This is a genomic window from Vreelandella songnenensis (genome assembly GCF_003002925.1).
GTDB classification, from domain to species: Bacteria; Pseudomonadota; Gammaproteobacteria; order Pseudomonadales; family Halomonadaceae; genus Vreelandella; species Vreelandella songnenensis.
Genome location: NZ_PVTK01000003.1, coordinates 15502 through 41983 on the forward strand (window position 1 = coordinate 15502; position 26482 = coordinate 41983).

Consider the following 26482-nt stretch of genomic DNA (forward strand, 5'->3'; position numbering starts at 1 on the left):
TGGCTGATGCACGGTCCCGGCGGTTAGACGCTGCGGGCAATCATGTCATCTTCTTGCTGCTGTTTTTGGCGCACTTTTTCGCGGATCAGCCGCTCCAGGTCATCCACCAAGTGGTCGTTACGCAGCTTGCTGGCGGGCTTGCCGTCGATATACACAAGGTTCGCGGGGCTGCCGCCGGTCAGGCCGATATCGGTCTCCTTGGCCTCGCCCGGGCCATTGACCACGCAGCCGATCACGGAAACATCCAGCGGTGTCATCACGTCTTCCAGGCGCTCCTCGAGCTGGTTCATGGTGCTGATGACGTCGAAGTTCTGGCGCGAGCAGCTGGGGCAGGCGATGAAATTGATACCCTTGGCGCGCAGCCGCAGGCTCTTGAGCATGTCAAAACCGACCTTGATCTCTTCCACCGGGTCGGCGGCAAGCGAGACGCGGATGGTATCGCCAATGCCATCCATCAACAGCATGCCAAGGCCAATGGAGGATTTCACCGTGCCCGAGCGCAGGCCGCCGGCTTCGGTAATCCCCAGGTGAAGCGGCTGTTCGATGCGCGTGGCAAGCTCGCGGTAGGCGGCCACGGCCATGAACACGTCGGAGGCCTTGACGCTGACCTTGAACTCTTGAAAGTCGAGCCGGTCCAGGTGGTCGATATGGCGCATGGCCGACTCTACCAGAGCGGCAGGCGTGGGTTCGCCGTACTTCTTCTGCAGGTCCTTCTCCAGCGAGCCTGCGTTGACGCCGATACGGATCGGGATGCCGTGGTCGCGGGCAGCGCTGACCACCGCGCGCACGCGGTCTTCGCGGCCAATGTTGCCGGGGTTGATGCGCAGGCAGTCAACGCCAAGCTCCGCCACGCGCAGGGCGATCTTGTAGTCGAAGTGAATATCCGCGACCAGCGGTACATCGACAAGCTTCTTGATCTTGCCAAAGGCTTCGGCGGCGTCCATGTCCGGTACGGAAACACGGACGATGTCAGCACCGGCTTTTTCCAGCTGCTGGATCTGCCCAACGGTTGCCGCCACGTCCAGCGTGTTGGTGTTGGTCATGCTCTGTACGGAAATGGGCGCATTTCCGCCTACCGCCACATTACCTACGTGAATCTGGCGAGACTGGCGGCGTTTTATCGGAGAAGGGGCGTGCATAGGACGGGTCACTCTCCCAGGGTAAATCGGGCGACATTGTTGGCGCCGGCGCGTTGCGCAAGGTTGACCTGCTCACCTTGGTAGCGCAGCTCGACGCCAGTGGCGTTTCCTACGGTCAAACGAAACGGCGGCTCACCTTCCACTGTGGCGGTGGTGCCCGGCGTTTGCAGGCCAACGAACACGCGCTGGTTGTTGGCGTCGAAAATTTCGGTCCAGGACTGCTCGTTGAAGGTAAGTTCCAGGCGGTTGGCGCTGCCGGTAGGCGCGTCAGCCTCCTGAGTCTCTTCTTCCTCGGAGCTTGCGTTTTCAGCGTTGGCGGCGACAACCAGAGCGGCCACGTCGTTTACCGTAGCGGCAGGCGCATCGCTTGCATCGCTTTCGGCCGGGGCGTCTTCACCGGTATCGGCATCGCCTTGTGGCGCAGTACGTGCGGAAGGCTGCTCTGAAGAGAGCGCGGGCGAAGTGGGCGGCGCGGGCTCGGCGCCTTCCTCGGCGGCGGGCGGCAGCTCGCCCTCTTCTTCCATGGAGCTTCCATCGAAGCTTGGCGGCTCGCTGCCGCCACGGCTTTGCCACCACATCACGGTCACGCCAATCAGCGCGGCAATGATCAGTACCGTTACCAGCCTGAACAGCCAGGCGCCCAGCTTCGAAGGCGGGCGATTGACGGACACCGGGGCCACCTTGCGTTCGGCGTCTGCCGCACCAAAGCGCTCCTGGTAGGCGTCCAGCACCAGCCGGTCATCCAGGCCCAGGTACTTGGCGTAGGCGCGCAGGTAGCCGCGGCGGTAGGCGGTCACCGGAATCTCGTCGTAGCGGTCCTGTTCGAGCCCTTCGACCACGGCAGGGCGCAGGTTGAGCGCACGGGCAGCGTCACTTAGCGGCACGCCGAGCTGTTCACGCTGACGCGAGAGCAGTTCGCCGGGGGAGGCGTGGGTACGAGAAGCAGTGGCACTATCTTGTAACGGTGTCTCGCTCATGGCTGAGCATCCTTAAATAAATTAGGTGATCAGGGCATCAATCAATACGTGCCAAGCTGGCGCTGGTAGTCGGCTGCCAAGGCGTCATCGCCTGTGACGCGGGCGATATTCATCGCCATTTCCAGCGTTGCCTGGTCCGGGCCGGCCAGCTGCAGGTAGGTCTGCAGCGGCGTCCGGGCGCTTTCGTAATTGCCCTGTGAAAATTCCAGTTCGGCTAGGGTTAAATACCCGCGTGGGTCTCGCGGGTCGATTTGCTGCGCGCGGGTTAAATGGCCGCGCGCCTTATCAAATTCGTCCAGTGCCAGATAACATTGGCCCAGGTTGGTAAATAGCTGGGCACGATTGGCGTACTGGGTATCTTCAGACGCGTGTTCCAGCTGTTCGCAGGCGGCCGAAATCTGCCCCTGCTGATACAAAAACGCCGCATAGTTATTGCGGGCTTGGGTGAAATCGGGCTCGGCGTCTATCGCCTTTAGAAAATAGGTCTGAGCCAGCTCGACATCGCCCTGCTGCTGGTAGACCAGCGCCAGGGCCTGCAGCGCCTTGGCGTGCTGCGGGTCGAGCTCCAGCGCGCGGGTCAGGGCGGTATGCGCCCGCGGCAGGTTGGCCTGCTCAAGGTAGGCCACGCCCAGTTGGGTGTAGGCGTACTTGGCATCGTCGCTTGCCTTTGGAGGCGATGGGGAAGATGTGGCACAGCCGGCTAGCCATACGCTGCTCAACAGCACAGCGAGTATGGGCACCCTAAACGGGTCGAAGCGCCTGCAGTGACAGATCATGGTTGCCCTCATGGTGAAAATTGCCAGCTAACCGTCAACACGACGAATAAAAAACGTGTCCATCAAAGCGCCGTGCTGGCCGGAAGTCAAGATAAGCACCGTTTAGTCAGCATCCAACTGCACGGATTGAATATAGCGTGCGCTGCGTTTCGTGCGGTCTTTCACGCGGCCCACCAGCTGGCCGCAGGCGGCGTCAATGTCATCACCGCGGGTGATGCGCACCGTCGCGTTGTAGCCCAGGTCGTAAAGCCACTGCTGAAAACGCATTACCTGATTGCGCGAGGGCTTTTCATAACCCGAGTTGGGGAACGGGTTGAACGGTATCAAATTGATCTTGCAGGGCAACTCTTTCAGCAGGGCGGCCAGCTGCTCGGCATGCTCCTGCTGATCGTTCACATCGCGGATCAGCGTGTACTCGATGGTGACCTGGCGATTGTCCGGGCACTTGGAGAGATAGCGATGACACGCATCCAGCAGTGCCTGAATGTTGTACTTGCGGTTGATGGGCACCAGCTCGTTACGCAGCTCGTCGGTCGAGGCGTGCAGCGAAATGGCCAGGCTCACATCGATTTCATCGCCCAGCTTGTCGATCATGGGCACGACACCGGAGGTGGACAGGGTCACGCGGCGCTTGGAGAGCCCGTAGCCGTTGTCGTCCAGCATCAGCTTCATGGCGGGCACTACGTTATCAAAGTTGAGCAGGGGTTCGCCCATGCCCATCATGACCACGTTGGTGACCGGGCGGTTGGCGGTGTCGCGGCGCGGGCCTACGCTTCTTTGGGCGACCCATACCTGGCCGATGATCTCGGCGGCGGTCAGGTTGCGCTGAAAGCCCTGCTTGCCGGTGGAGCAGAAACTGCAATCCAGCGAGCAGCCCACCTGGGAAGAGACGCACAGCGTGCGGCGCTTGCCGTTCTCGGCCGGGATCAGCACTGTCTCGACGTAGCTGCCGTCTTCCACTTCCAGCACCCACTTACGCGTGCCGTCGCTTGAGGTCCCTTCATACACCACGCCCGGGCCGCGGATTTCAGCCACCTGGGCGAGCTTGTCGCGCAGCGGCTTGGACAGGTTGGTCATGACGGAAAAGTCGTCGATGCCTTCCTGGTGAATCCACTTCATCAGCTGGGCGGCGCGAAACTTCTTTTCGCCGATCGACAAGAAGAACGCTTCCATCTGCTCGCGCGACATGCCGAGCAGGTTCTGACGCGCAGGGGCGTTGGCCGCTGGTGTCGTGTCATCAGGGGACGATTGGGGAGCAGGCGTATGTTGTACGGTGGTGGTCATGGCGGTCAGCGTTCTGGAAAGGGGCGGGGGCAGAACCCCCGCGAAAATGGCCGGCAACGAACGTTGAAACGGCGGCGCTAGGGTTTAGCGCGGGCAGATTTCGTCGTTACCGAAGAAGTAGCTAATTTCACGCTCAGCACTTTCTGCAGAATCGGAACCATGGACAGCGTTGGCGTCGATTGTTTCCGCAAAGTCAGCACGGATGGTGCCCGGTGCTGCTTCTTTCGGGTTGGTAGCGCCCATCAGGTCGCGGTTCTTGGCAATCGCGCCTTCGCCTTCCAGCACCTGTACGACAACCGGGCCGGACGTCATGAAACCTACCAGGTCCTTGAAGAAAGGACGCTCTTTGTGCTCGGCGTAGAAACCGCCCGCTTTCTCTTCAGAAAGGTGAGTCATTTTAGCAGCAACGACTTGCAGGCCGGCTTTTTCGAAACGCGCGATGATGTCGCCGATAGCATTCTTGGCAACGGCATCGGGCTTGATGATGGAAAGAGTGCGTTCAGTAGCCATGTCAAAATCTCCTCAAAAAGGGATAAAGCAGAAATTGCCGCCCTGGCAAGCCGGGGCGGCGAAGGAAAAGCGTTTCGGCAAGAGGGCGGTGACGCCCAAAGCGCTCACCGGTTGCCGAGTGGGCGCGATTATAGCGCTTCACGCCGGGGTTGAATACCGATGATACGCGCCAAGCCAAGCGGATCAGACCGTGAAGCTCTCACCGCAGCCGCACTCGTCCTTGACGTTGGGGTTGTTGAACTTGAAAAAGCGGTTCAAACCCTCGCTGACATAATCCACTTCGCTGCCGTCGAGCATCTCGAGCGCATCCGGTGCCACATAAACGCTGGCCCCATGCGCTTCAAAATGAATTTCGTCATCACCGACTTCATCGGCAAAATCCAGCACGTAGCTGTAACCCGAGCAGCCGCTGGGCTTGACCGATACCCGCAGGCCCAGGCCCTGGCCGCGCTCATCGAGCACGTGACGGATCTGTTGTGCGGCAGACGGGGTAATGTTGAGTGTTGCCATGAGGCGTCCTCCTGATAAAAAAGCGCCGGCCGCTTAGCCTGGCGGTGTACGCAGACCGAGCACCGCATGGCGGATAAGGGTCAGCGCGTGATCAATATCGTCTTCGCTGGTAAAGCGCCCAAAACTGAAGCGTAGCGAGGATAGCGCCAGCGCGCGCGGTACGCCGACCCCCAGCAGTACATAAGAGGGGTCGACGCTTGCCGAGTTGCACGCCGAACCGGTAGACACGGCCACGTCGCGCAGCGCCATCAGCAGCGACTCGCCGTCGGTGCCTTCAAACGCCAGATTCAGAATATTGGGAACCGACTGTTCCAGCGGGGTGTTGGCCACCACGCCGTCAAGCGTTTCAAGCCCTTCCAAAAAGCGCTGCCGAAGGCGGGCGATATGCGCCTGATCTTCGGCATGCTGCTGGTGCATCAGCGCAAACGCCTCGCCCATGCCGGCAATCTGGTGAGTCGGCAGGGTGCCGGAGCGCATGCCGCGCTCGTGCCCGCCGCCGTGAATCAGCGCTTCCAGGCGGATATCCGGGTGACGCTTGACGTAGAGCGCACCTACCCCTTTCGGCCCGTAGGTCTTGTGCGCGGACAGCGACATCAAGTCGATCTGCTGCGCCACGACGTCTAGGGGAATACGTCCCACCGCCTGGGCGGCGTCGGTGTGAAAGACCGCGCCGAATTCGTGCGCCACCGCCGCCAGGGCAGCAATATCGTTGATGCTGCCAAGTTCGTTGTTCACGGCCATCAGCGACACCAGCGCGGTATCGTCGCGCATGGCATCACGCAGCTGCTCGGGCGTGGTGCAGCCATCTTCTCCCGGGGCCAGCCAGGTGACTTCGAAGCCTTCGCGCTCCAGCGCTTTGGCTGTATCCACCACCGCCTTGTGCTCGATGGTCGAGGTCACCAGGTGCAGGCCACGCTCGCGGTTGGCACGCATATAGCCAATCAGTGCCAGGTTGTCGGCCTCTGTCGCGCCGCTGGTCCAGACAATTTCACGCGGGTCGGCGCCGATGGCATCCGCCACCTGGCGGCGCGCCTGCTCGACCACCTGTTCGGCCTGCCAGCCCAGCATATGGCTGCGCGAGGCGGGATTGGCAAACAGCTGATCCACGGTCAGGTAGCGCTGCATGACCTCGGCCACGCGGGTGTCCACCGGTGCGGTGGCGGCGTAGTCCAGGTAAATGGGAAGCGAAGGAGTGGTTGTCGTCATGGGGACCCGCTTAATTCAAATGCGCCAGGAGGTGGTGTTCACACGCCGGGCCATTACGGTGATGAGGCGAGAATACCCGCTTCAACGCGATTTCGTTGCCGTGAGGCGATACGTAGTACATCGGGGCGCTGCATCAATTGAGCAAGGGTGACGTCGTCAAGAAAGTGGCGGATCTGGCCGGAGAGCTCGCACCATAAATGGTGGGTCAGGCAGGTGCTGCCCTGCTGACAATCGGACAGGCCCTGGCAGCGCGTGGCATCGACGGTTTCATCCACCGCATCGATCACCTGAGAAACGCTGATGTCATCCGCCGAACGAGCCAGCAGATAGCCACCGCCCGGGCCGCGCACGCTCTGGACAAGCCCCGAGCGGCGCAGCCGGGAAAACAGCTGCTCAAGGTAGGAGAGCGAAATCTCCTGACGCTTGGAAATATCCGCAAGGCAGGTCGGCCCGTACTGGCCGTTCAAGGCCAGGTCGAGCATGGCGGTTACAGCGTAACGCCCTTTGGTAGTCAAACGCATGACAGGCACCTCGACGCTGAACGATCAGCGTGCTCCCGGCAAATGTGCTGCCATTATGGGAAAACCTGAGTAGTTTGGTCAACCTTTACCCGGTGGGCGGGTGTCATCTTCCGGCGTGCGCTCCGGCGTAGCGGCGTTTGCTTGTGGCTTGCCAAGCCCTGCGCAGCCGGTGTCGCTTTCCTCCAGAATGCCGGCGAAGTCCTCATCGCGCAGCTCTGGAAGGCGGCCTTCACGGTAGCTTTCATCCAGCTTGCGAAGTGTCGAGCACATGCGCTCGATACGCTCGTCCACAGCGTGCATGTGATCGAGCATCGCCTGCATGGAGCGGGCGACCGGGTCGGGCATGTCCTGGCTGACGCCGTAGGCATCGAAGCCAAACTTCTGGCAGATGGCCTCGCGGCGCGCCGGGTCCACTTCCAGCGCCTCTTCTACATCCGGCTCGGCACGCTTGACCACCTTGCCCGGAATGCCGACCACGGTAGCACCTGGCGGCACCTCCTTGGTGACCACGGCGTTGGAGCCGATCTTGGCGCCGGCGCCCACGCTGAACGGCCCGAGAATCTTGGCGCCCGCGCCGACGATCACGCCGTCTTCAAGGGTCGGGTGGCGCTTGCCCTTGTTCCAGCTGGTGCCGCCCAGCGTCACGCCCTGATACAGCGTGACGTTATCGCCCACCAAGGCCGTTTCGCCAATCACCACACCCATGCCGTGGTCGATGAAGAAACGCCGGCCGATGGTGGCGCCCGGGTGAATCTCGATACCGGTCAGCCAGCGCGAAAAGGTCGACAGCGTGCGCGCCAGCCACTTGAGATTCTTCTTCCACAGCCAGTGGCTACAGCGATGAATCAACAGCGCGTGCAGGCCAGGGTAGTTGGTCAGCACTTCCAGAAAGTTACGCGCGGCCGGGTCGCGGTCGAATACGCTATTAATGTCTTCACGCAGGCGTTGGAACATGGGAAGTCCTTGTAAGGGCAGACAGTGGGGCCAAGTGCTTCAAGCCTAGACCCCGTCCAGCTATTTATATCAGGAAGCGCTATCGGTCTTCTTGCCTGCCGACTTCTCGGTGGCCGATAGAATACCGCGCAGAATGTTCATCTCCATCTTTTCCGGGCGGGCGCGCAGATAGAGCCGGCGCAGCCTGGCCATCAGTTGACGAGGCTGAGCCGGGTCGTGGAATTCGATGGCGATAAGGGCGCGCTCCAGATGCTCGAAATAGCGCTCGAGTTCTTCATGGGTGGCCTGCTCGTCGTCGTCCACTGGGGTTGGCGCGGCATCCGCCTGGCTGAGCCAGGCCATGCGGCACTCGTAGGCCAGCACCTGTACGGCGGCCGCCAGGTTGAGCGAGCTGAAATCAGCGTTGGTAGGAATATGCACGTGGGCGTGGCAGCGCTGAAGCTCGGCGTTGGTCAGGCCGCTATCTTCCCGGCCAAACACCAGCGCTACCCTTGACGCCGCCTGCTGGCACTCGCCCGGCAAGCGGTCAGCCAGTTCGCGCGGGGTGATCATCGGCCAGGGCAGGGTGCGCGAGCGGGCACTGGCGCCCACGGCGAGCGTGCAGTCGGCCACCGCCTCTTCAAGCGTTGCGTGAACGCTTGCCTGGTGCAGCAGGTGGTCGGCACCGGAGGCCCGCGAGATGCTGTCCTGGGTGATCACCTCGCAGCGCGGCGCTACAAGGGCGAGATCCGCCAGGCCCATGTTATGCATGGCACGGGCGACGCCGCCGATGTTGCCGGGGTGACTGGTGCCGATCAAGACGATACGAATGCGCTCAAGCATGATGGTAGAACTCGGTAAACGGGGCTCGGTCAGCCGTGTCTGATCAACAGAGCGTACTGAGTGAGCAAAAACGGGAAACGCGCAGTTTAGCACGAGTCGATAGCGTGCCCGACAGGGGTCTGCTAGAATTGCGCGCCATAGGCAATCCAGCGCCTAACGTTCTTTAACATCACTGTGACAAGGCCCGATCATGAATCCGATGGTCCAATTTACGCTGCGCGCGGCGCGCAGCGCAGTTGAACAATTTCAACGTGTTCGTGAGCGTATCGAAAACGCCCATGAAGAATCCAACCTCGACCGCCTGCTTGAAGACACGGCGCGCAAGGCCGAAGCGACCATTGTGCACCAGTTGGAGCGCGGCTACCCCCAGCACGGTGTTACCGGCCGCTACACGCCCCATAAAGCGGGCGAAGGCGAGGGAGAAGAGATCGTCTGGAAGATTGAACCCATGCATGGCTACTCCAATCTGGCGGTAGCGGGTAAAGGCTTTGCTCTCTCAGTGGTGTGTCTCGTCAAGGGCCGCCCGGAACACGCGGTGATCATCGCGCCGTTCGGCGACGATGAATACATTGCCAGCCGCGGCCGCGGTGCCCAGCACAACGGCAAGCGTATGCGGGTCAGCAAACCCACCGCGATTACCGGCACGCGTTTGGCCATGAGCCTTCCTGAAGCGTGGCTGCGCCCCAGTCATCTGCCTGCCTATCTCACCGTCACCCAGCAGCTTGCTCCTCAGGTAGAAACCCTGGTGGCGACTGGCTGTGGCCTGCTGGACATGTGTGAACTGGCCGCCGGCCGGGTCGACAGCGCCTTCGTGATGGGCATGGAAGAGCAGGACATGCAGGTAGGTACGCTGTTTCTGAAAGAAGCCGGCGCGCTGATGGGCACCCCGGACGGTCAGCCCAGCGTCAAGGTGGAAGGCCAACTGATGGCCGCTGGCCCGCGCCTTTACAAGGCGATGATCAAGCAGCTGGCGCCGCATTTTTGATCGGTGAGTAAAGCGCAAGGCGTGAATGGCAAGTCGTGAATGGTGAGGGGTAGGCCGTCGCGTTTGTCGCTTGCCATTGGCGCATTAAAAAGGCCCTGCCGGGAAACCGGCAGGGCCTTTTTTGTGGCTGTTTATCAGTGCTTCATCAAGGCAGCTCTTCTTCCTCTTCATCCACGGCTTTCTTGGTGGGGATCAAGTCCTCACGGGAAAGCTTGAGCGGCAGCAGCAGCGCGCCCGAGATGTAGATGGAGGAGAACGTGCCCACGCCAATGCCGATCAGCAGAGCGATGGCGAAGTTCTCGATCATGTCACCGCCGAGCAGCAGCAGGGCGACCAGTACCAGCATGGTCGTGCCGGAGGTGGCCAGCGTACGCGACAGGGTGGCGTTGATCGCTTCGTTGAAGATCTGCGGCATATCGTCGATACGCGAGGTGCGGATCGTTTCACGAATGCGGTCGTACACCACGATGGTGTCGTTCAGCGAGTAGCCGATAACCGCCAGAATGGCCGCCAGTACCGTCAGGTCGAATTCAAGCTGGAACAGCGCAAAGACGCCCACCACGATGATCACATCGTGAAGCAGGGCCAGAAGTGCCCCGATGGCAAACTTGTACTGAAAACGCAAGGCGACATACAGCATCACCACGCCGAGTGCGACCAGCAGGCCCAGACCGCTCTGGTCGCGCAACTGATCGCCTACCTGTGAGCCAACGAACTCGGCGCGTACCAGGTTGACGCTTTCACCGCTGGTGCGCAGCAGGTTGACGACATCGCTGCCTACATCCGGGTCGAAAGCCTGCTGCAGGCGGATAAGTACTTCCGTCGAGGCGCCGAAGGTCTGTACCGAGACATCCCGGAAGCCGCTATCCACCATCAGCTGGCGAATGGCATCCAGCGAGGGCGCCGTGGCGTAACGCACTTCGATCAGCGTGCCGCCGGTGAAGTCGAGCCCCAGGTTGAGCTGTTGGAACACGAGGGCGCCAATCGACACAATCAGCATTAAAGCAGAGACGATGAACGCAAGCTTGCGCCGTCCCATGAAGTCGATTTGCAGTTGCGATAGGGGTTTCATTGCCACCTCTTCAATTCGGGGCTGAGCGCACGGCTCAAACGCATGTTCTCTAAGTCCATGTTCTTGAGATCCATGTCCTTAAATCCACAGCTTTTTGACGGGCTTGCTGCCATAGGTCAGGTTGACCATGGCGCGCGTCACCATCAGTGCGGTGAACATGGACGTCAAGATGCCGATAGAGAGCGTGACCGCAAAGCCTTTCACCGGGCCGGTACCAATCGAGAACAGAATCACCGCCACCAGAAGCGTGGTGATGTTGGCATCCACGATCGAAGTAAAGGCGCGCTCGTAGCCTGCGTGGATGGCCTGCTGAATCGACAGTCCGTTTCTAAGCTCTTCACGTATGCGCTCGAAGATCAGTACGTTGGCATCTACCGCCATCCCCAGCGTTAGTACGATACCGGCAATGCCCGGCAGCGTCAGCGTGGCGCCCAGCATCGACATTACCGCGACCAGAAGCGTCAAGTTGAGGGCGAGCGCCACATTGGCAAAGATGCCGAACACCTTGTAGCGAACGAGCATGAACAGTACGACCAGCAGCAGGCCGATCTGTACCGACAGCAGGCCGCGTTCGATGTTTTCCGCGCCCAGGCTTGGGCCAATGGTGCGTTCCTGCACGAAGTAGATAGGGGCGGCAAGCGAGCCCGAACGCAGCAGAAGCGCAAGCTCAGCGGCTTCGGTCGGGGAGTCCAGGCCGGTAATCCGGAAGCTGTTACCCAGCGCGCTCTGGATGGTCGCTAGGCTGATCAAACCACGCTCAACATACGGCTCGCGCTCGATGGTCTCTTCGCCGGTTTCCGGGTCGGTGACCACCGTGTCTTCGCTCTTGTGCTCGATGAACAGCACCGCCATGTTACGGCCGATATTGGTGCGCGTGGCGCGGTTCATCAGTGTGCCGCCGGTGCCGTCCAGGTTGATGTTGACCTGAGGACGACCGTTTTCATCAAAGCTGTTGCTGGCACTGGAAACGCTGTCACCGGTAATGATGACATCGCGCATCAACTCCGCCGAGCGTGCCGAATCATTGCGGAACACGTGGGTTTCCGTTTCAGCCGTTGGCGTGTCGTTACGGGCTTCCAGACGGAATTCAAGATTCGCCGTCGCGCCCACGATCCGCTTGGCAGCCACGGTATCCTGTATGCCGGGTAGCTCGACCACGATCTGGTTCGGCCCCTGGCGTTGAACCATGGGCTCGGCAACCCCCAGCTCATTCACCCGGTTACGCAGGGTGGTCAAGTTCTGGTTGATGGCGTAGTCCTGAATTTCGTTGACGGTCTGATCGCTCAGCGTCATCACAAGCCTTGAGGAGCGGTCGCTGCCTTCGCTGGTGAAATCGAAATTGGGGAAGTCGCGGCTGATCAAGCGACGGGCGCTGTCGCGGTCTTCAGAGCTTGCGAAATCGATCGACAGCGTACGGCCCTCGACGTCCGTGTTGCGGTAGCGGATACGCTCGCTACGTAAAAGCTCGCGCATGGCGCTGGCGTTGACTTCCAGGCGCTGGGTCAGCGCTGCATCCATATCCACTTCCAGCAGGAAGTGAACGCCGCCGCGCAGATCAAGGCCCAGGGTCATGGGCGATGCCGAAAACGCTTGCAGCCAGCCGGGGGTGGCTTCGGCAAGGTTGAGTGCTACGGTGGCTTCACCGTCCAACTGCTCAGCGGCAATATCGCGAGCGTTGAGCTGGTCTTCGTCGTTGCGCAGGCGAATCAGCCATTGGCCGTTCTCCTGCTCGGAGGCCTTGACGGCGATGCCGTTCTCTTCAAGGGCGCTTTCAACGCGCTGGATTTGACGCAACTCCAGCGTCTCGCCCTGGGCGCTGCTGAGCTGAATAGCGGGATCTGCGGGGAATAAGTTGGGAAGCGAATAGATAAGGCCAACCACCAGGACGACCAGTATCAGCAGATACTTCCACAGGGGGTAACGGTTGAGCATGCAAGCCCTGCCTTCAATTACAAACGGAATTGCTGTGCGCGGAGGCCCACGCACAGCAAAATTTACCATCGTATCTACCATGGCACCCCTGCCGGGGTGGCTGGCACTGAATCGGCAGGGATGTTTTAAGCGTTAGATGGACTTGATTGTGCCCTTCGGCAGTACGGCAGCAACGGCATTCTTCTGCACGTTGACTTCGGTACCTTCAGATACTTCCAGGGTCAGGAACTCATCGCTGACTTTGGTGACGCGGCCAACCAGGCCACCGCCGATCACGACTTCATCGCCTTTATCCAGGCTGGTCACCAGCTGCTTGTGCTGCTTGGCACGCTTGGCCTGCGGGCGCCACAGCAGGAAGTAGAAAATCAGCACGAAGCCGACCAGCATGACGATTTGCGCGATGCCACCGCCAGCCGCCGCTTCTTGGGCGTGGGCTGGTGAGATGAAGAAATCCAGCATTGCAGAGAACTCCTAGGTTAAGACCCAAATGGGTGAAAGAGTTAGTAGAGGCGCCGATCAACGATTAGGTTCATGAGCGCCTCTTGGCTCATCCGCCAACGCGGATGATGACTATTCGGCCAGGGGAGGCACCGGCAGGCCGCGCCGGGCGTAGAAGCCTTCCACAAAGGTCGTCAATGTACCCGCTTCGATTGCCGCGCGCAAATCAGCCATGACGCGCTGGTAGTAGCGCAGGTTATGGATGGTATTGAGCATCGAACCCAGCATTTCGTTGCAGCGGTCGAGGTGGTGTAGATAGCCGCGCGAGAAATTCTTGCAGGTGTAGCAGTCACACTCTGCTTCAAGCGGGCTTGTATCGTGGCGGTGCTTGGCGTTGCGGATCTTGACCGTGCCGTCAGCGGTGAACAGATGGCCGTTTCGCGCGTTGCGGGTAGGCATGACGCAGTCGAACATATCCACACCGCGGCGCACGCCTTCCACCAGGTCTTCAGGCTTGCCCACGCCCATGAGATAGCGGGGCTTTTCGTCCGGCATCCAGGTGGGCAGGTAGTCGAGCACCTTGATCATCTCTTCCTTGGGTTCACCCACGGAAAGCCCGCCGATTGCCAAGCCGTCGAAGCCGATCTCCAAAAGCCCCTTGAGCGAGCGCTCGCGAAGCTCCGGGTGCATGCCGCCCTGAATGATGCCGAAAAGCGCCGAAGGCGAATCGCCGTGGGCATCGCGGGAGCGCTTTGCCCAGCGCAGCGACAGCTCCATGGATTTTTCGGCTTCCTCGAACGTGGCGGGGTAAGGCGTGCACTCGTCGAAGATCATCACCACGTCCGAGCCCAGCGAGCGCTGCACGGCCATGGACTCTTCCGGGCCCATGAAGACCTTGCTGCCATCCACCGGCGAGCGGAAGTGCACGCCCTGCTCGGTGATCTTGCGCATCTCGCCGAGCGAAAATACCTGGAAGCCGCCGGAGTCGGTGAGGATCGGCTTGTCCCACTGGGCGAAGTCGTGCAGGTCGCCGTGGGCTTCGATGACCTCCACCCCCGGGCGCAGCCACAGGTGGAAGGTATTGCCCAGAATGATTTCCGCTCCGATCTCCTTGATGGACGCCGGCGTCATGCCTTTTACCGTGCCGTAGGTGCCCACCGGCATGAACGCAGGGGTTTCTACCGTACCGCGGGGGAAGTGAAGGCGACCGCGCCGAGCGCGGCCATCGTCGGCCAGGCGCTCAAAGCGCATAAAGCATTCGTTTCGCATTGTCGTACTCGTCAAATAATCGTCGGTAAAGCGCTCATGCCAGCATGAACGCGCTAGCGGGTCAGCAGCATGGCATCGCCGTAGCTGAAGAAGGCGTAGCGCTCCTCCACGGCTTGCTGGTAGGCGTGCATGGTGTGCTCGTAACCTGCAAAGGAGGAGACCAGCATCAAGAGCGTCGATTCCGGCAGGTGGAAATTGGTGATCAGCGCCTCCACGCAGCGCCACTCGTAGCCCGGGTAGATGAAGATATCGGTATCGCCGCTGTAAGGCGCGATCTGCCCATTGCCGCTTTTCTGGCAGGCGCTCTCCAGGCAGCGCACGCTGGTGGTGCCTATCGCAATCACGCGCTTGCCCGCCGCCTGGGTGTCGCGCACCTTCTGGCAGGTGGCTTCCGTCACCTCGATCCACTCGCTGTGCATGTGGTGCTCGAGGATGTTGTCCACCCGCACCGGCTGAAAGGTGCCGGCGCCCACGTGCAGCGTGACGAAGGCGCTCTCCACGCCTTTCTCCTTGAGTGCGTCCAGCAGCGGCTGGTCAAAGTGCAGCCCGGCGGTGGGGGCGGCCACGGCGCCGTCCCGGCGGGCGTACACGGTCTGGTAGCGCTCGCGGTCGGAAAGCTCGTCTTCCCGGGTAATGTAGGGCGGCAGCGGCATGTGGCCGTGCTGCTCCAGAAGCGCAATCATTGGCGTGTCACCCAGAAAGCGCAGCTCGAACAGCGCGTCCCGGCGGCCTTCCACCACGGCATGAATGTCGCCTTCAAAGATCAGCTCGGTGCCGGGCTTGGGCGACTTGCTCGAACGTATATGCGCAAGGCCGCGGTGGCTGTCCAGCGGGCGTTCAAGCAGCATTTCCACCTTGCCGCCGCTGGCCTTGTGGCCGTGCAGGCGGGCGGGGATCACGCGGGTGTCGTTGAACACCAGCAAATCGCCGGGCTCCAGCAGCTCCAGCAGGTCGGGAAAACGGCGATGCGCAAGCTCTCCGCTTTGCCCGTCCACGCACAGCAGACGGCAGTCGCTGCGCTGTTCTGAAGGGTAGCGAGCAATAAGCTCATCGGGTAGCTCGAAATGGAAGTCCGCGCGCTGCATGGGTTGGCTCTTAACGGTGGTCAAACAGGCGGCATAGGATAGCGCTTTGTAGCCACAAAGTCAGTCAATGTGATTGACCCACCGATGATTCCCCGTATAATGCGCATCCATTGCCGGTGTGGCGGAATTGGTAGACGCAGCGGATTCAAAATCCGCCGCCTTTACGGGTGTGCCAGTTCGAGTCTGGCCACCGGCACCAAATTTCAGGGCTTAGCGTTTATCGCTAGGCCCTTTTTTGTGGCCGCTATCTGGTTTTTCAGGAGTGATATTGGTTTAGACATGAGGTAAGCGCCGTGTCTTGTGCTTTGAATGATTTCTCTGCATGATCTTGAAACCAATAATTGACTGCTGAGCGCTTTAATAGTCAAAACAACCTTTTATCTCAGCAGAGCCACTTCTTAAAGGAGAGCGGCATGAGCGTTACCTATCAAGAAAGCAATGCACGCATGAGCCAGGTGGCCATCCACAACGGCACCGTTTACCTGGCAGGTCAGGTGCCCGGTGACGCCACGGCGGACATGAAAGGCCAGACCGAACAGGTCCTGACGCGTATCGATCAGCTTCTGGAACAGGCAGGCTCCTCGAAAGCGCATCTCATCAGTGCTCAGGTGTGGGTCACCGACATGGCCGAGTTCGATCAGATGAACGTGGCCTGGGAAGCCTGGATCGGTGCCAACAAGCCGCCGGTACGCGCCGCGCTGGAAGCCAAACTGGCCAAGCCGGAGTGGAAGGTCGAGATCATGGTGATCGCGGCGTTGCCGGATGCGTAATGCGTTGTTAACGAAGAAATAGCGTTAGTGGATTGAAAACCCCGGCTCGAGCCGGGGTTCTGCATTTATAGAGCTAAGGTTTACCCACCTGTTCCTTGATGGCCTGCTCGAGTGGTGCCAGCCGCCCGGGTACTAAAGCGTCCGCCACGGCGGTAATGCGAATCACGTTGGCAAGCTCCGGGTGCGCCAGCCGCGCCACCAGCACGCCTTCGGCCAGCAGTGCCTGATGAACCGACGCCGCCAGCTCAGTGCTTGGCAGGCGGATGCCGATGAAGTTGGTCGCGCTCGGCAGCACATCGGCGCCCAGCGCGCGAAAGTGCTCGGCCAACTGCTCGCGGCGCGCTTTCACATCCGCCACGTGCTGACGCACCTCTTCCAGGTTATCCAGCACCACTTCAGCGGCGGCCAGAGCGATTGCCGATACCGCATAGTGGATACGCACCTTCATCATCATCGCAAGCACGGAAGGCTCGGCAATTGCGTAGCCGATGCGCAGCCCGGCCAAACCGTGGGCCTTGGAGAGCGTGCGTAGGCGAATCACCCCCGGCAGCGCTTTCGCGGCAAACTCGCTGCCAGCATCATCGCGAAAATCGCCGTAGGCCTCATCCAGCAATAGCCAGCAGGACTCCGGCAGCGCCTCGCGCAGCTTGAGAATCGCGCTGTCATCATGCAGGTGGCCGCTGGGGTTATCCGGGTTGGCCAGGTACACCAGGCAAGCGTTTTCAGTGTGCGCCGCGGCCGCCAGCGCTTCCAGGTCCGGCGCCAGCACGCCGGGCGCTTCATGGTAGCCAGGCTCGATCAACCGGCAGCCCTGGCCCTTGGCGAAGTAGCCAAAGGTGGGGTAGGTGCCCGCAGTCGCCACCACCGTAGCGCCCGGCTCGCAGGTAGTACGCAGCGCCAGTGCAATCAGGCTGTCTGCCCCGGCATCTACCAGCAGGTGATCCAGCGGCGTGCCCAGCAGGGCGCTCAGCCGGGTACGCACGCCCACAGCCTCGGCATCGCCGTAGGCGTAAGCGTGCTCGGCCAGCGCATCGCCAAACTGCGCACGCAGCGCCCGGTGGGGCATATCCAGGCCTTCGTTGGAACCCAGCCGGTGGGGGATTTCCCGGCCAATACGCCGTTCAAGTGCCTTGATGCCGGGGAATGGATTAACCGGGCCTTCACCGCTCAGGTGATCGGGGTAGCGGGGCATGTTGATATCCTAAAAACGAAACTGATGATTAAGCCAAGACTTTACCGCGATTCAGCAGGCCGTGGGGATCGAGTGCCTGTTTGAGCGTCTGCATCAGCTCGATTTCAGCGCTGGTGCGGCAGGCGCCTAGCCAGGCGCGCTTTTCAAGCCCGATACCGTGTTCTGCTGATACGGACCCGCCCAAGGCTTGAAGCGGTTCATACACCAGCGCTTCGACGGCCCGGCGAACCTCAGGGTCATGACTGCCAACACTGATGGAGACGTGCAGATTACCATCGCCCAGATGGCCAAAGATGACTAACCGTCCGTCCGGCCAACGCTGTAGCAGCTGCGTTTCCAGGGTCTCTGTGTAGCGCTGCATATCGACGATCGGCAGGCTGATATCAAAGGTCAGCTTCGGCGCCAGCCCTTTGATGAGCCCTTCGATATCTTCACGGATAGCCCAAAGGCCAGCACGCTGAGTGGCCGATTGGGCAATCACGGCATCGACGATCAGTTCGCGCTCCAGCGCCTGCTCCAGCGCCTCACTAAACTGTGCCTCCAGGCGGGCTTCATCACTGCCTAATCCTTCGATGATCACGTAAAACGGGTATTCGGTCGAAATCGGCGGCGTGTGGCGGCCCAGCGTTTCGGTAAGCAGCCGGTAATGGCTCTGCCACATGACCTCAAAGGCACCGAGGCTGCCGCCCAGCATTTTACCCATATGACCGAGCAGCTCGGTCAGCGCCTCAAACGACGGGCAGGCGACCAATGCGGTTTGTTCGATGGGCATGGGAGGCTGCAACCGCAGCACGGCGCGGGTGACAATACCCAAGGTACCTTCGCTGCCGATAAACAGCTGTTTCAAGTCGAACCCGGCGTTGTTCTTGAGCATGCGGTTCATCGAGCTTACCACGCGGCCATCGGCCATCACGGCTTCTAGCCCCAACACCTGCTGGCGCATCATGCCGTAGCGAATCACCCGCACGCCGCCTGCATTGGTGGCGATATTTCCACCGATCGTGCAGCTACCGCGTGCGCCAAGGTCCAACGGAAACTGCAGACCGGCCTCACTGGCCGCTTCCTGTACCCGTTGCAGCGGTGCGCCCGCCTGTACCGTCAGCGTGCCGCCGACGCGGTCTATCTCTTCAATGGCGGTCATGCGCTCAAGGGAGATCACCAGTTCATCGGGCGTGGTTTCAGCGCCGTGCACCAGGCCAGTTAGCCCTCCGTGAGTAACGACAGGCTGCTTGACCTCAAAGCAGGCACGCATAACGGCTGAAAGCTGGTCGGTATCGGCGGGGCGAACAATGGCACCGGCGTGGCAAGGCGCGCCGGTTACCCAGTCTTCCTGGCGGCTGATCACATCATCGCCGGTGAGCACATGGGCAGCGCCCACAATATTGCGCAGTGTATCTAGACTTATTTGCACTGATTATCCTTAGTATTAATGGGCAAGCTGTTACGTGGCGGCGGCCATCAGCGCGTCCCTGCGCCATACGTCTTCCATGCGGAATCCCTACTATAAGATCATAAGTTGGCGCTGTTCGTGTAATAGGTTGGGCTGACACTGGCACCGCATGAATCTGCCATGGCTCACCCAAGATGCCACGCCGCTGCACGTGCCTGCCGAGCCGTTTCCCTACCAACGCAGGCTTCGCAAACGTCTTGCCGGGCTGCCATCTGCACATCCATTGCGTGACTACCTAACGCTTTTGTTGGAAAAACAGTGGGGGAGGGGGTAAAACAGCAGTAGTTTGGTGGGGCGATGGTGTGTGAGGCTAGTGTAATTGCCTGTCTATGTGCCGCGAGGCCCACACTATTTTGCCCTTCAACCGCCTGCGCATTGCCGGACGATGTGGATGCGCCAGTATGATTGAAACCGGAAAAACGCGCAGGTACGCGAATTTTAGATATGTAGCCAAATCTTGCTTTGCTCACAATAGAAGCAATGGGGTAGAGTCCAATGAGCTGGCTACATAACCTCAATGAATGAGCGGGCACGTTTATTGAGGTTATGCAGCCTTCCGTATAATCACTGTTATATTTCTTAAGGAAGCACCGGTGGCAAATTACATTAAGCAAAACAAAAATGATGTCAATGGTTGGTTTGATGCTGTAGTCAATAACGGTATTCTTTTTCTGAACTCTTCAGTTAGTAATCTATCTACATCTCCCAAGAGTTCTCTTATTGACCTTTACACTGCAATAGAGCTTTTTTTTAAAGCAAGATTAATGAAAGAGCACTGGTCACTTATCATTTCAAAACCAGAGTCAGCAGTTAAGCAAAAATTCGAAAATGGTGACTTCCACTCAGTTTACCTAGAGCAAGCTCACACTCGTTTGAAAAACATCTGTGGTGACAAAATTAAAAAAGAAGCTATGGATAATTTTAAAGCTTTGGGTGAGCATCGGAATCAAATCGTTCACTTTGCTCATACTGGGTTTGCAGGTAAAGAAACAGAGGTGGTGATTGAACATTGGGTATCATGGTTTCATTTACACGAACTGCTAACTAATAACTGGTCAGAAATATTTGAAAGTTATCAAGAGTCGATAGAAAAAATAAATGTAAAGGTTAAATTAAACCATGACTTTCTCAAAGCCAAGTTTGATTTGATTCAAGGAAAAATTGAGATAGAAAATAAAGCAGGGAATCATATCGTCGATTGTACATCATGCGGATTAGCGTCAGCTAAAGTGCTTAAATCACATAGCTGGGGTGGAGAAGATATCGAGTGCCTAGTCTGTGATGTGAAAGATTTAAAGTTGAAGGCAATCGAAACTTCAATACCATGCTCAAACTGCAATAAAGAAGTTAAGTACTTTATGGTTAAGGATCATAAATGTACCGAGTGCCAGACAGAGTTAACGTCTGAATATGCGCTGGATAAATATACTGAAATATATCAAGAGCAAGATCCTGAAGCTCGCTATGATGATGGATCTGAACCATTAGCTTATTGCCACAACTGTCAGCTTGAAGAGCCAACAGTATTAAATCTAGAAGGAATGTGGGTTTGTGTCGAATGTGAGGATCGTGGCTGGTCTACACTAGACTGTGAAAATTGTGGTAGCTTCGTCACAGGAGATGTTCAGGCTATTCAATACTTTGCTTGTCATCGCTGCGAGGATGATGTCAGGAAACTGCATGAAGAAGAAATGAAAAAATATAGAGCTGAAGTAGAAGACGAAATATAACAAGCACTTTAAGTCGGATCAAAAACAGTTGGTTTTGTTTCGCTTCGCTATACAGCAAAACCAACAATTTTTGTCCGCTTAAGTGGACGTTAGGCACTGCAATGAGCGATGACATGGAACATGAGTCTGTAGATTTCTTTGGAAACGGGTTATGTACTCATTGCCATCTCGCGCGGCGGGAATTAGAAGAGTTTAGGTTCTTTAACGAAGCCAGCGAATCGGCATGGGGAGATAGAGATAAGCAGCTCCAGGAGCACTTGAATTCAATTCTTACCAAGTATCCAAAATCAAGCCACGATGAGATTGTCGAGAGTTACGGCTGGGACCTTCACGTGAACCAAGTAAAGTATCCGAGCATCCATCGTCAGTCGATCATTTTGACAATATTCAGCTTCCTTGAGCATGAGTTAAATAGCCTGTGCAATATCCTGTCTGAGTCCGTGAAAAACTCGGTATTGCTCAGGGATTTAAACGGTCAAGGCGTGGAAAGAGCCCTGCTTTTTCTTAGAAAGATCGCCGCTTTCGAGCTTTCTGCAATGAGTAGTGAGGTTGCCTACATTCGAGGCGTAAACTCGGTTAGAAATCAAATAGTCCATAACGGAAGTACCCTTCCGCAGAATGGGGAACACAAAGTCAACTTATTTGTAGGATCGCAGTTGCATTTAGCTGGTGAGCCAGGAAGATCTCTCCTTGTGCGAGAGGAGTTCGTGCCGGAAATGATCGTAACTCTGATGGGCTTCTTTGAAAAGCTAGATGAGCAAGTGCAAACTCATATTCAGGCGTACAGCAGCGATGCCTAACCAAGCAATCAAGTTCGCTCTTTGCGGTCGCCGGACGCTCGTTCCTCGCGCCACTTATTGCGGGCGTTAAGTGCCTAGGGAGGCATTGTTGAAATTTTCAGATTGGCGTGCATATCAAAACGAAGTGGCCGCTTTCTTTAGAAGGCAAGGCTGCAACGCCGAAGTGGAAAAAATAGTACAAGGTGTACGAGCAAAGCATGAAGTTGATGTGCATGTGAAATTTCGTCGTTCGGGTATTGAATGCACCTGGGTCGTTGAATGCAAGCTTTGGAAAACTAAAGTGCCTAAAGAAAAGGTTATGGCGCTAAAATCAATCGTGGATGATGTGGGTGCGGACCGAGGAATTATTGTTAGTGAAAAAGGATTTCAATCTGGAGCGCTAGATGCCGTCCGAGATACAAATATCACTCTCGTCACATCAATAGAAGAATTTGAGAGAACTGCATCAACCAATTCCAGCGAAGAGCAGCTTATCTATTCTGATAGCGGAAATGGTATGGCGATCTATAAGTTCCCAGATGACTCAAAGCCCCAACACTTATTGAAATATGGAGATTTTATAGTTTCAGCTAATTGGGGAAGCGTAACAATATCAATCGTAGACCCAAAAAAACGAACGATAGTTAGAACTGTCGAACTGGATAGATATGAATCAAAATCTCCAATAACCGGTGAGCGTGTGATTCGAAAACATCCACCTGGAGCTATGGCCATAGCTGAAGGAAGGCTTTTTGTTGGACAAGTATTCTCGGACTTTCTGCTTGTTATTGACATTGAAACTCATTCTATTGTAAAGCGCATTTATCTCCCCGGAGGCGGAGAGGGACAAATAGCTGTATCTCCTGATGAAAAGACTATCTATTTTGCAAGCAATAAAGAAAACCAGTTTTATATAATAGATAGTGCTACGTATAAATTTGAGTCTATTAATTATCCATCAGGAGGGCGTGGCTGCATGTCCTTATGTGCAGATCCTGGCGGAAGGATTATATATATTGGGATACAGCGTGGAGGGAAGCTAAATGGAGTGTCCTATTTTGGCGGGAATTGCTTTGTGGCTGTCTATGATCTTTCTCGGAAAGAATATTTGAAAACTTTATACCTTGCAGAGATCAATAATGGGCGCTCAGATGATGCAACTCCTGCTTGTATAGAGATCGATTCAAAAGATCAAAAAATATACATAGGTATGTTTCAGTCAATGCGAGGGGTTTGCGTTGTCGACTCCAATTCTTATGAGATTTTCGCCGACATTAGATTTCAAAAAGGCGACCATAATAAACACTTCAATTGGGTAGATCCATTGTCTGTAAAAATTTATGAAAACTACCTCCTGTCATTGAATAGAAACAATTGCGAACTAGCAGTGCTAGACAAAACGTCTCTCGAAGTTATTGAGACATTTTATCTAGGAGAGGCGCCAAATGGCCCACGAGACCTCGAAATTATTAGCGATGAGGTGATTATCAGCTACCCCGAACGAAATGGCCTAATCATATTGGATATCGAAGCAACGTCACTTAACAAATCAATGCAACCGACCGCTAACGCGGCGGCTGATTGAAGCGTTAGACATACGTAAGGAAGAAAGAGGAATGGGGAAATACGGAAAGGCCGCTGTTCGGGCTCAGGAGCTTTTGACAGCGGATATAACTGCGGAACCTGCCTCAGCCTGGAAGAGGGCTGTAAAAGAAGTCTTTCCGAATAGCCCCTCATCCCGGGAGAAAAGCTGTCCTCGCGGTGCATTCTTGGACCTTTGCTCTGACGGTTTAGTTTTAGGGGTATCATCAGGGAAGTACACACGATCGAAAGATAATCGTCGCTATGCTCGCGAAGCTGTAAAGCTTCTCCTGAAGGTACCTACGTTGGCCGACAAACCAGATGAGCTCTGGAGAGAAATCATGCCAGGGGAGGCGAAGACGGAGAATTCGCAGATGGATGTTACTATTTCGCTATGGCAAGCCGGTGTCATTAGCAAGAGCGATGTCTAACAAGTCGCTCAAGTTCGTTTCAGCCTTCGACCTCCGCCTGACGCGGTAGAGGCTCGCCGCTTAGCTCAGACGTTATAGCGAATCCCACATGAAACTCCTCATACTAACGATGACTCTATTGCTATCAGGCTGCGTTGTTTATCCCATCAACAAAACGCTTCAGCCGGAGGCCGAAATCCTCGTCACCGACGCGGAAGGAAAGCCCCTTCAGGGTGCTTGGGTGACTTTGATATCTAGCTCCTACCCGTATGGCTTTGAACAGATGAGAACGGGTGATCAAACCAATGATAGAGGCGAGGCGAGCTTTCAAAGCATTAAGGAGTGGCGCACTGAATCGTTAATGCTTCACGGCTCAAACGTATTTTTCTGGAATTGGTGCGTAGTAAAACCAGCTTTTGAAACACACACGACCATGTGGAGTAGTGATCAAGATTTTCAGCCCCAATACAACGTCATTCTTACGCCAGGGGAAAGCACGCCATGCCCAGAAGAGATGAATAAAATCGACCGCAGGCTATAACAAGCACATGTTGCCGGGCTGATTTTAGCTGAGTTCCGGGCTGGCCATCTATGCGGGTCATAAATGCGCGGGCAGGGCATTCAACGGTTAGATGATCTTCCTGACGTCGAGTGTGAGAACATGGCAGCTGTGCCTGCTTGGCCCGCACCGAATGCGTTTGGAGAAAACATGAAAAAGTGGTTATTCATAGTGCTTGCTACGCTGTCGCTGTCCGCCGTGGCTGACGACGAAGCGCTTGATTGCAATAACGTAAGGAACACGCTCGATACCAATCGGTGCGCGGCTATCGAGCTGGAGGCCGCCGAGGAGGTACTCGCCCACTATCTGGAAACGAGCGTTGAACATAACGCGGCTGACCCTGAATTAGTCGATGCTATTCAGGTGGCTCAAACGCAGTGGGAGGCGTATGCCGCTGCCCATTGCGGCGCTGTCTATACGCAGTGGCGCGACGGGACCATTCGAGGCGTCATGGGCATTACGTGCAGTACACGGTTAACGAAACAGCGAACGCACGACGTCTGGCAAGATTTCCTGACCTATATGGACAGTACGCCGCCGGTGTTACCGGAACCCGCCATCGAGTAACGCTTTGATTCGTTATATGACGGTACTGTCGTTACTTTCTATAGGCACGTACCATGCTTTCTTCCGCTTGATCGAATGAGAGGGTTCCCCAATGCAGACGTTGAGAATTGACCTGGTGTCCGATGTTGCCTGCCCGTGGTGCGCGATCGGCTACCGGCGTTTGGAACAAGCGCTGGAAACCCTGAAAGGCGAAATCGATGTGGAACTCCACTGGCAGCCTTTTGAACTCAACCGCGACATGCCGCCCGAGGGCGAGCCGATCCTTGAGCACCTGTGCCAAAAATACGGCAAGGATGCGGCCACCATGGAACAGTCCCAGCGCGAGATCATGAAGGTTGCCGAAGAGCTTGGTCTGAATTTCCGTGGTGCCGTTGAACGTCGAGCGAACAACACCTTCGCGGCCCACCGGGTGCTTGCCTGGGCTGCCACGCAGAACCGAGAGACGGCTCTACAACTGGCCCTGTTCGATGCCTACTTCGGTGAGGCGAAAAACCCGTCAGATCCACAGGTGCTACGCGAGAAGGCGATTGAGGCGGGGCTTGACGGCGATACCGCCGAGGCCATCGCCCGCTCTGATCAGTACGCGGACGAGGTTCGCGCGGCTGAGCAGAAATTCATGGAGGCGGGGGTGAGCGCCGTGCCGGGGTTCATCCTCGACGGCCGCTACCTGATTTCCGGCGCCCAGCCCGCCGAGGTGCTGGTCGATGCGCTTCGTCAGGTGGCGGAAGAAAACGCTAATCGCTAAGGGGCTAGAGGCTCTAGCCTGAATCAAGGGCTGGTCGATGCACATGACGCCACACACGTGGCGCCATGTGCCTTGCGGGCCTTACTCGCTCACCCCCACCTTCTCCATAAACGCCCGCGCATGCACATCCACTGCCTTGATGGCGTGAACGATCTGCTTGGGCGTCAGCTCATACGCCAGGTTATGGCTCGATTCGCCTTCCTTCAGTGCCGCTTCCGCTACGCGATAAAGGTCTTCCTCGCTGGCCTGGTCGAGCTTGAGCGCTTTTAGCGTCATCGGCAGGCCCAGCGCTATATACAGGTCCAGATACTCTTCCAGCTCCGCCTGCGGCGTCTGGTCAAGGATCAGCTGTGCAACCGTGCCGTAGGCGACTTTTTCGCCGTGAGTCAGGTCGTGGATCTCGCCGTGCAGAGCGGTGAAACCGTTGTGGATGGCGTGCGCTGCGGCCAGGCCGCCACTTTCGAAGCCCAGCCCGCTCAGCAGGGTGTTGGCTTCCACTACGGCTTCAAACGAGGGCGTGACGATCTGCGCCTGGTTCGCCTGATAGGCCAGCATGGCGTGCTCGAACAGAATCTCTTCGCACTTCTCGCCAATGGTCGCGCCCAGAAGCGTTGCCTTGCCGCCGGCCATGTTGTTGGCATTGGCGCGAATCGCCGCGCGTGCCTCGACCCAGGTGGCCAGCGCATCGGCAATGCCCGAGGCCAGAAAACGCGGCGGCGCCTTGCAGATGATGCCGGTATCGACCAGCACCAGATCGGGATTCTTGCTGTAGAAGCGGTAGGAGTCGAACTCGCCATCGTCACTGTAGATGACCGACAGGGCGCTGGTAGGTGCATCGGTAGAAGCGGTGGTGGGCAGTACCGCACAGGCCGCGTCGAGCTTCTCGGCCACGCCCTTGGCGGTATCAATCGCCTTGCCGCCACCGAAACCGATGACTACCTCGGCCTGCTGCTTGCGGCCCAGCTCGACGAGGCGGTCGATCTCGCGGTTGGAGGCCTCGCCCTCGAACACCGCGCGCTCAAAACTGACGCCTTCGCCCTCCAGGCTGGCGCTGAGCTCCTTGCCCGCGATCTCCCAGACTACATCGTCGGCGATCAGCAGTGCCGTTTTCCCTAGTGCCGAGACATAGTGACCGGCCCGTGCGATAACACCTTCACCCTGAACGTAACGGGCAGGGCTGATGAAGACTTTCTCGTTCGTGGCTTCCATGGCGGATACT

General features: G+C 57.5%; 27 protein-coding genes and 1 tRNA gene. 10 read left to right on the plus strand and 18 right to left on the minus strand.

Annotated features, from left to right (window positions below; genetic code table 11):
* Positions 1 to 23: 23 nt before the first annotated feature.
* The 10 genes from ispG to trmJ all read right to left on the minus strand — a co-directional run bounded on the left by ispG (position 24) and on the right by trmJ (position 8699).
* Positions 24 to 1139 (minus strand): flavodoxin-dependent (E)-4-hydroxy-3-methylbut-2-enyl-diphosphate synthase, encoded by a 1116-nt coding sequence (gene ispG / locus B0H98_RS06520; RefSeq protein ID WP_106374267.1) that lies wholly within the window; start codon positions 1137 to 1139, stop codon positions 24 to 26.
* A gap of 8 nt (positions 1140 to 1147) precedes the next feature.
* Entirely contained in the window at positions 1148 to 2116 is a 969-nt protein-coding gene (locus tag B0H98_RS06525) for a RodZ domain-containing protein (RefSeq protein WP_106374268.1), read from the minus strand.
* A 41-nt stretch (positions 2117 to 2157) separates the two neighbouring features.
* Positions 2158 to 2892 (minus strand): type IV pilus biogenesis/stability protein PilW, encoded by a 735-nt coding sequence (pilW, locus tag B0H98_RS06530; RefSeq protein ID WP_106374269.1) that lies wholly within the window; start codon positions 2890 to 2892, stop codon positions 2158 to 2160.
* Positions 2893 to 2994: 102 nt separating this feature from the next.
* Entirely contained in the window at positions 2995 to 4176 is a 1182-nt protein-coding gene (gene rlmN / locus B0H98_RS06535; RefSeq protein WP_106374270.1) for a dual-specificity RNA methyltransferase RlmN, read from the minus strand.
* Positions 4177 to 4260: 84 nt separating this feature from the next.
* Positions 4261 to 4686, minus strand: a complete 426-nt coding sequence (ndk, locus tag B0H98_RS06540) for a nucleoside-diphosphate kinase (protein ID WP_106374271.1) — start codon at positions 4684 to 4686, stop codon at positions 4261 to 4263.
* 183 nt (positions 4687 to 4869) lie between these two features.
* Positions 4870 to 5196, minus strand: coding sequence for a HesB/IscA family protein (locus B0H98_RS06545; protein ID WP_106374272.1), 327 nt, complete (start codon positions 5194 to 5196; stop codon positions 4870 to 4872).
* A gap of 33 nt (positions 5197 to 5229) precedes the next feature.
* Entirely contained in the window at positions 5230 to 6402 is a 1173-nt protein-coding gene (locus B0H98_RS06550) for an aminotransferase class V-fold PLP-dependent enzyme (protein ID WP_106374273.1), read from the minus strand.
* A gap of 53 nt (positions 6403 to 6455) precedes the next feature.
* Positions 6456 to 6923, minus strand: a complete 468-nt coding sequence (gene iscR, locus B0H98_RS06555; protein WP_106374274.1) for a Fe-S cluster assembly transcriptional regulator IscR — start codon at positions 6921 to 6923, stop codon at positions 6456 to 6458.
* A 78-nt stretch (positions 6924 to 7001) separates the two neighbouring features.
* A complete protein-coding gene (cysE, locus tag B0H98_RS06560) occupies positions 7002 to 7877 on the minus strand; it encodes a serine O-acetyltransferase (RefSeq protein WP_106374275.1) in 876 nt (291 codons plus the stop codon).
* 69 nt (positions 7878 to 7946) lie between these two features.
* Positions 7947 to 8699, minus strand: a complete 753-nt coding sequence (gene trmJ / locus B0H98_RS06565) for a tRNA (cytosine(32)/uridine(32)-2'-O)-methyltransferase TrmJ (RefSeq protein ID WP_106374276.1) — start codon at positions 8697 to 8699, stop codon at positions 7947 to 7949.
* Positions 8700 to 8889: 190 nt separating this feature from the next.
* On the opposite strand from trmJ, the gene B0H98_RS06570 reads away from it, so the two are divergent.
* Positions 8890 to 9684 (plus strand): inositol monophosphatase family protein, encoded by a 795-nt coding sequence (locus B0H98_RS06570; RefSeq protein WP_106374277.1) that lies wholly within the window; start codon positions 8890 to 8892, stop codon positions 9682 to 9684.
* A 145-nt stretch (positions 9685 to 9829) separates the two neighbouring features.
* Here B0H98_RS06570 and secF read toward each other — a convergent pair whose 3' ends face one another.
* The 5 genes from secF to queA form a co-directional block, all read right to left on the minus strand.
* Positions 9830 to 10756: a protein translocase subunit SecF gene (gene secF / locus B0H98_RS06575; RefSeq protein WP_106374278.1), complete on the minus strand. Its 927-nt coding sequence runs from the start codon at positions 10754 to 10756 to the stop codon at positions 9830 to 9832.
* A gap of 78 nt (positions 10757 to 10834) precedes the next feature.
* Positions 10835 to 12688: a protein translocase subunit SecD gene (secD, locus tag B0H98_RS06580; protein ID WP_106374279.1), complete on the minus strand. Its 1854-nt coding sequence runs from the start codon at positions 12686 to 12688 to the stop codon at positions 10835 to 10837.
* Between the two features lie 132 nt (positions 12689 to 12820).
* Positions 12821 to 13147 (minus strand): preprotein translocase subunit YajC, encoded by a 327-nt coding sequence (yajC, locus tag B0H98_RS06585; RefSeq protein WP_018918121.1) that lies wholly within the window; start codon positions 13145 to 13147, stop codon positions 12821 to 12823.
* A gap of 111 nt (positions 13148 to 13258) precedes the next feature.
* Positions 13259 to 14377, minus strand: coding sequence for a tRNA guanosine(34) transglycosylase Tgt (tgt, locus tag B0H98_RS06590; protein ID WP_106374280.1), 1119 nt, complete (start codon positions 14375 to 14377; stop codon positions 13259 to 13261).
* Positions 14378 to 14448: 71 nt separating this feature from the next.
* Positions 14449 to 15480, minus strand: coding sequence for a tRNA preQ1(34) S-adenosylmethionine ribosyltransferase-isomerase QueA (gene queA / locus B0H98_RS06595; protein WP_106374281.1), 1032 nt, complete (start codon positions 15478 to 15480; stop codon positions 14449 to 14451).
* Between the two features lie 112 nt (positions 15481 to 15592).
* On the opposite strand from queA, the gene B0H98_RS06600 reads away from it, so the two are divergent.
* Both B0H98_RS06600 and B0H98_RS06605 read left to right on the plus strand, forming a co-directional pair.
* Positions 15593 to 15679, plus strand: a tRNA-Leu gene (locus B0H98_RS06600).
* A 214-nt stretch (positions 15680 to 15893) separates the two neighbouring features.
* Positions 15894 to 16250, plus strand: coding sequence for a RidA family protein (locus B0H98_RS06605; RefSeq protein ID WP_106374282.1), 357 nt, complete (start codon positions 15894 to 15896; stop codon positions 16248 to 16250).
* 73 nt (positions 16251 to 16323) lie between these two features.
* Here B0H98_RS06605 and B0H98_RS06610 read toward each other — a convergent pair whose 3' ends face one another.
* Positions 16324 to 17442 carry a pyridoxal phosphate-dependent aminotransferase gene (locus tag B0H98_RS06610; RefSeq protein ID WP_106374283.1) on the minus strand — a complete coding sequence of 373 codons (1119 nt, stop codon included), beginning with the start codon at positions 17440 to 17442 and terminating at the stop codon, positions 16324 to 16326.
* 28 nt (positions 17443 to 17470) lie between these two features.
* Positions 17471 to 18853, minus strand: coding sequence for an FAD-binding oxidoreductase (locus tag B0H98_RS06615; RefSeq protein ID WP_106374284.1), 1383 nt, complete (start codon positions 18851 to 18853; stop codon positions 17471 to 17473).
* Positions 18854 to 19485: 632 nt separating this feature from the next.
* Here B0H98_RS06615 and B0H98_RS06620 point away from each other — a divergent pair.
* The 7 genes from B0H98_RS06620 (at position 19486) to B0H98_RS06650 (ending at position 25263) form a co-directional block, all read left to right on the plus strand.
* The gene (locus tag B0H98_RS06620; protein WP_106374285.1) at positions 19486 to 20622 is read left to right on the plus strand and encodes a hypothetical protein; all 1137 of its coding nucleotides are present in this window, start codon (positions 19486 to 19488) and stop codon (positions 20620 to 20622) included.
* A 113-nt stretch (positions 20623 to 20735) separates the two neighbouring features.
* Positions 20736 to 21422 (plus strand): hypothetical protein, encoded by a 687-nt coding sequence (locus B0H98_RS06625; protein WP_106374286.1) that lies wholly within the window; start codon positions 20736 to 20738, stop codon positions 21420 to 21422.
* A gap of 88 nt (positions 21423 to 21510) precedes the next feature.
* Entirely contained in the window at positions 21511 to 22986 is a 1476-nt protein-coding gene (locus tag B0H98_RS06630; RefSeq protein WP_106374287.1) for a restriction endonuclease, read from the plus strand.
* Between the two features lie 31 nt (positions 22987 to 23017).
* Positions 23018 to 23413, plus strand: coding sequence for a DUF6979 family protein (locus B0H98_RS17315; protein ID WP_106374288.1), 396 nt, complete (start codon positions 23018 to 23020; stop codon positions 23411 to 23413).
* 88 nt (positions 23414 to 23501) lie between these two features.
* Positions 23502 to 23933 (plus strand): hypothetical protein, encoded by a 432-nt coding sequence (locus B0H98_RS06640; RefSeq protein WP_106374289.1) that lies wholly within the window; start codon positions 23502 to 23504, stop codon positions 23931 to 23933.
* A gap of 168 nt (positions 23934 to 24101) precedes the next feature.
* Positions 24102 to 24518 carry a lysozyme inhibitor LprI family protein gene (locus B0H98_RS06645; RefSeq protein ID WP_106374536.1) on the plus strand — a complete coding sequence of 139 codons (417 nt, stop codon included), beginning with the start codon at positions 24102 to 24104 and terminating at the stop codon, positions 24516 to 24518.
* 91 nt (positions 24519 to 24609) lie between these two features.
* Entirely contained in the window at positions 24610 to 25263 is a 654-nt protein-coding gene (locus B0H98_RS06650) for a DsbA family oxidoreductase (protein WP_106374290.1), read from the plus strand.
* A gap of 81 nt (positions 25264 to 25344) precedes the next feature.
* Here the strand turns inward: B0H98_RS06650 and B0H98_RS06655 are convergent, their stop codons facing one another.
* A complete protein-coding gene (locus tag B0H98_RS06655) occupies positions 25345 to 26472 on the minus strand; it encodes a glycerol dehydrogenase (protein ID WP_106374291.1) in 1128 nt (375 codons plus the stop codon).
* Positions 26473 to 26482 lie beyond the last annotated feature (10 nt).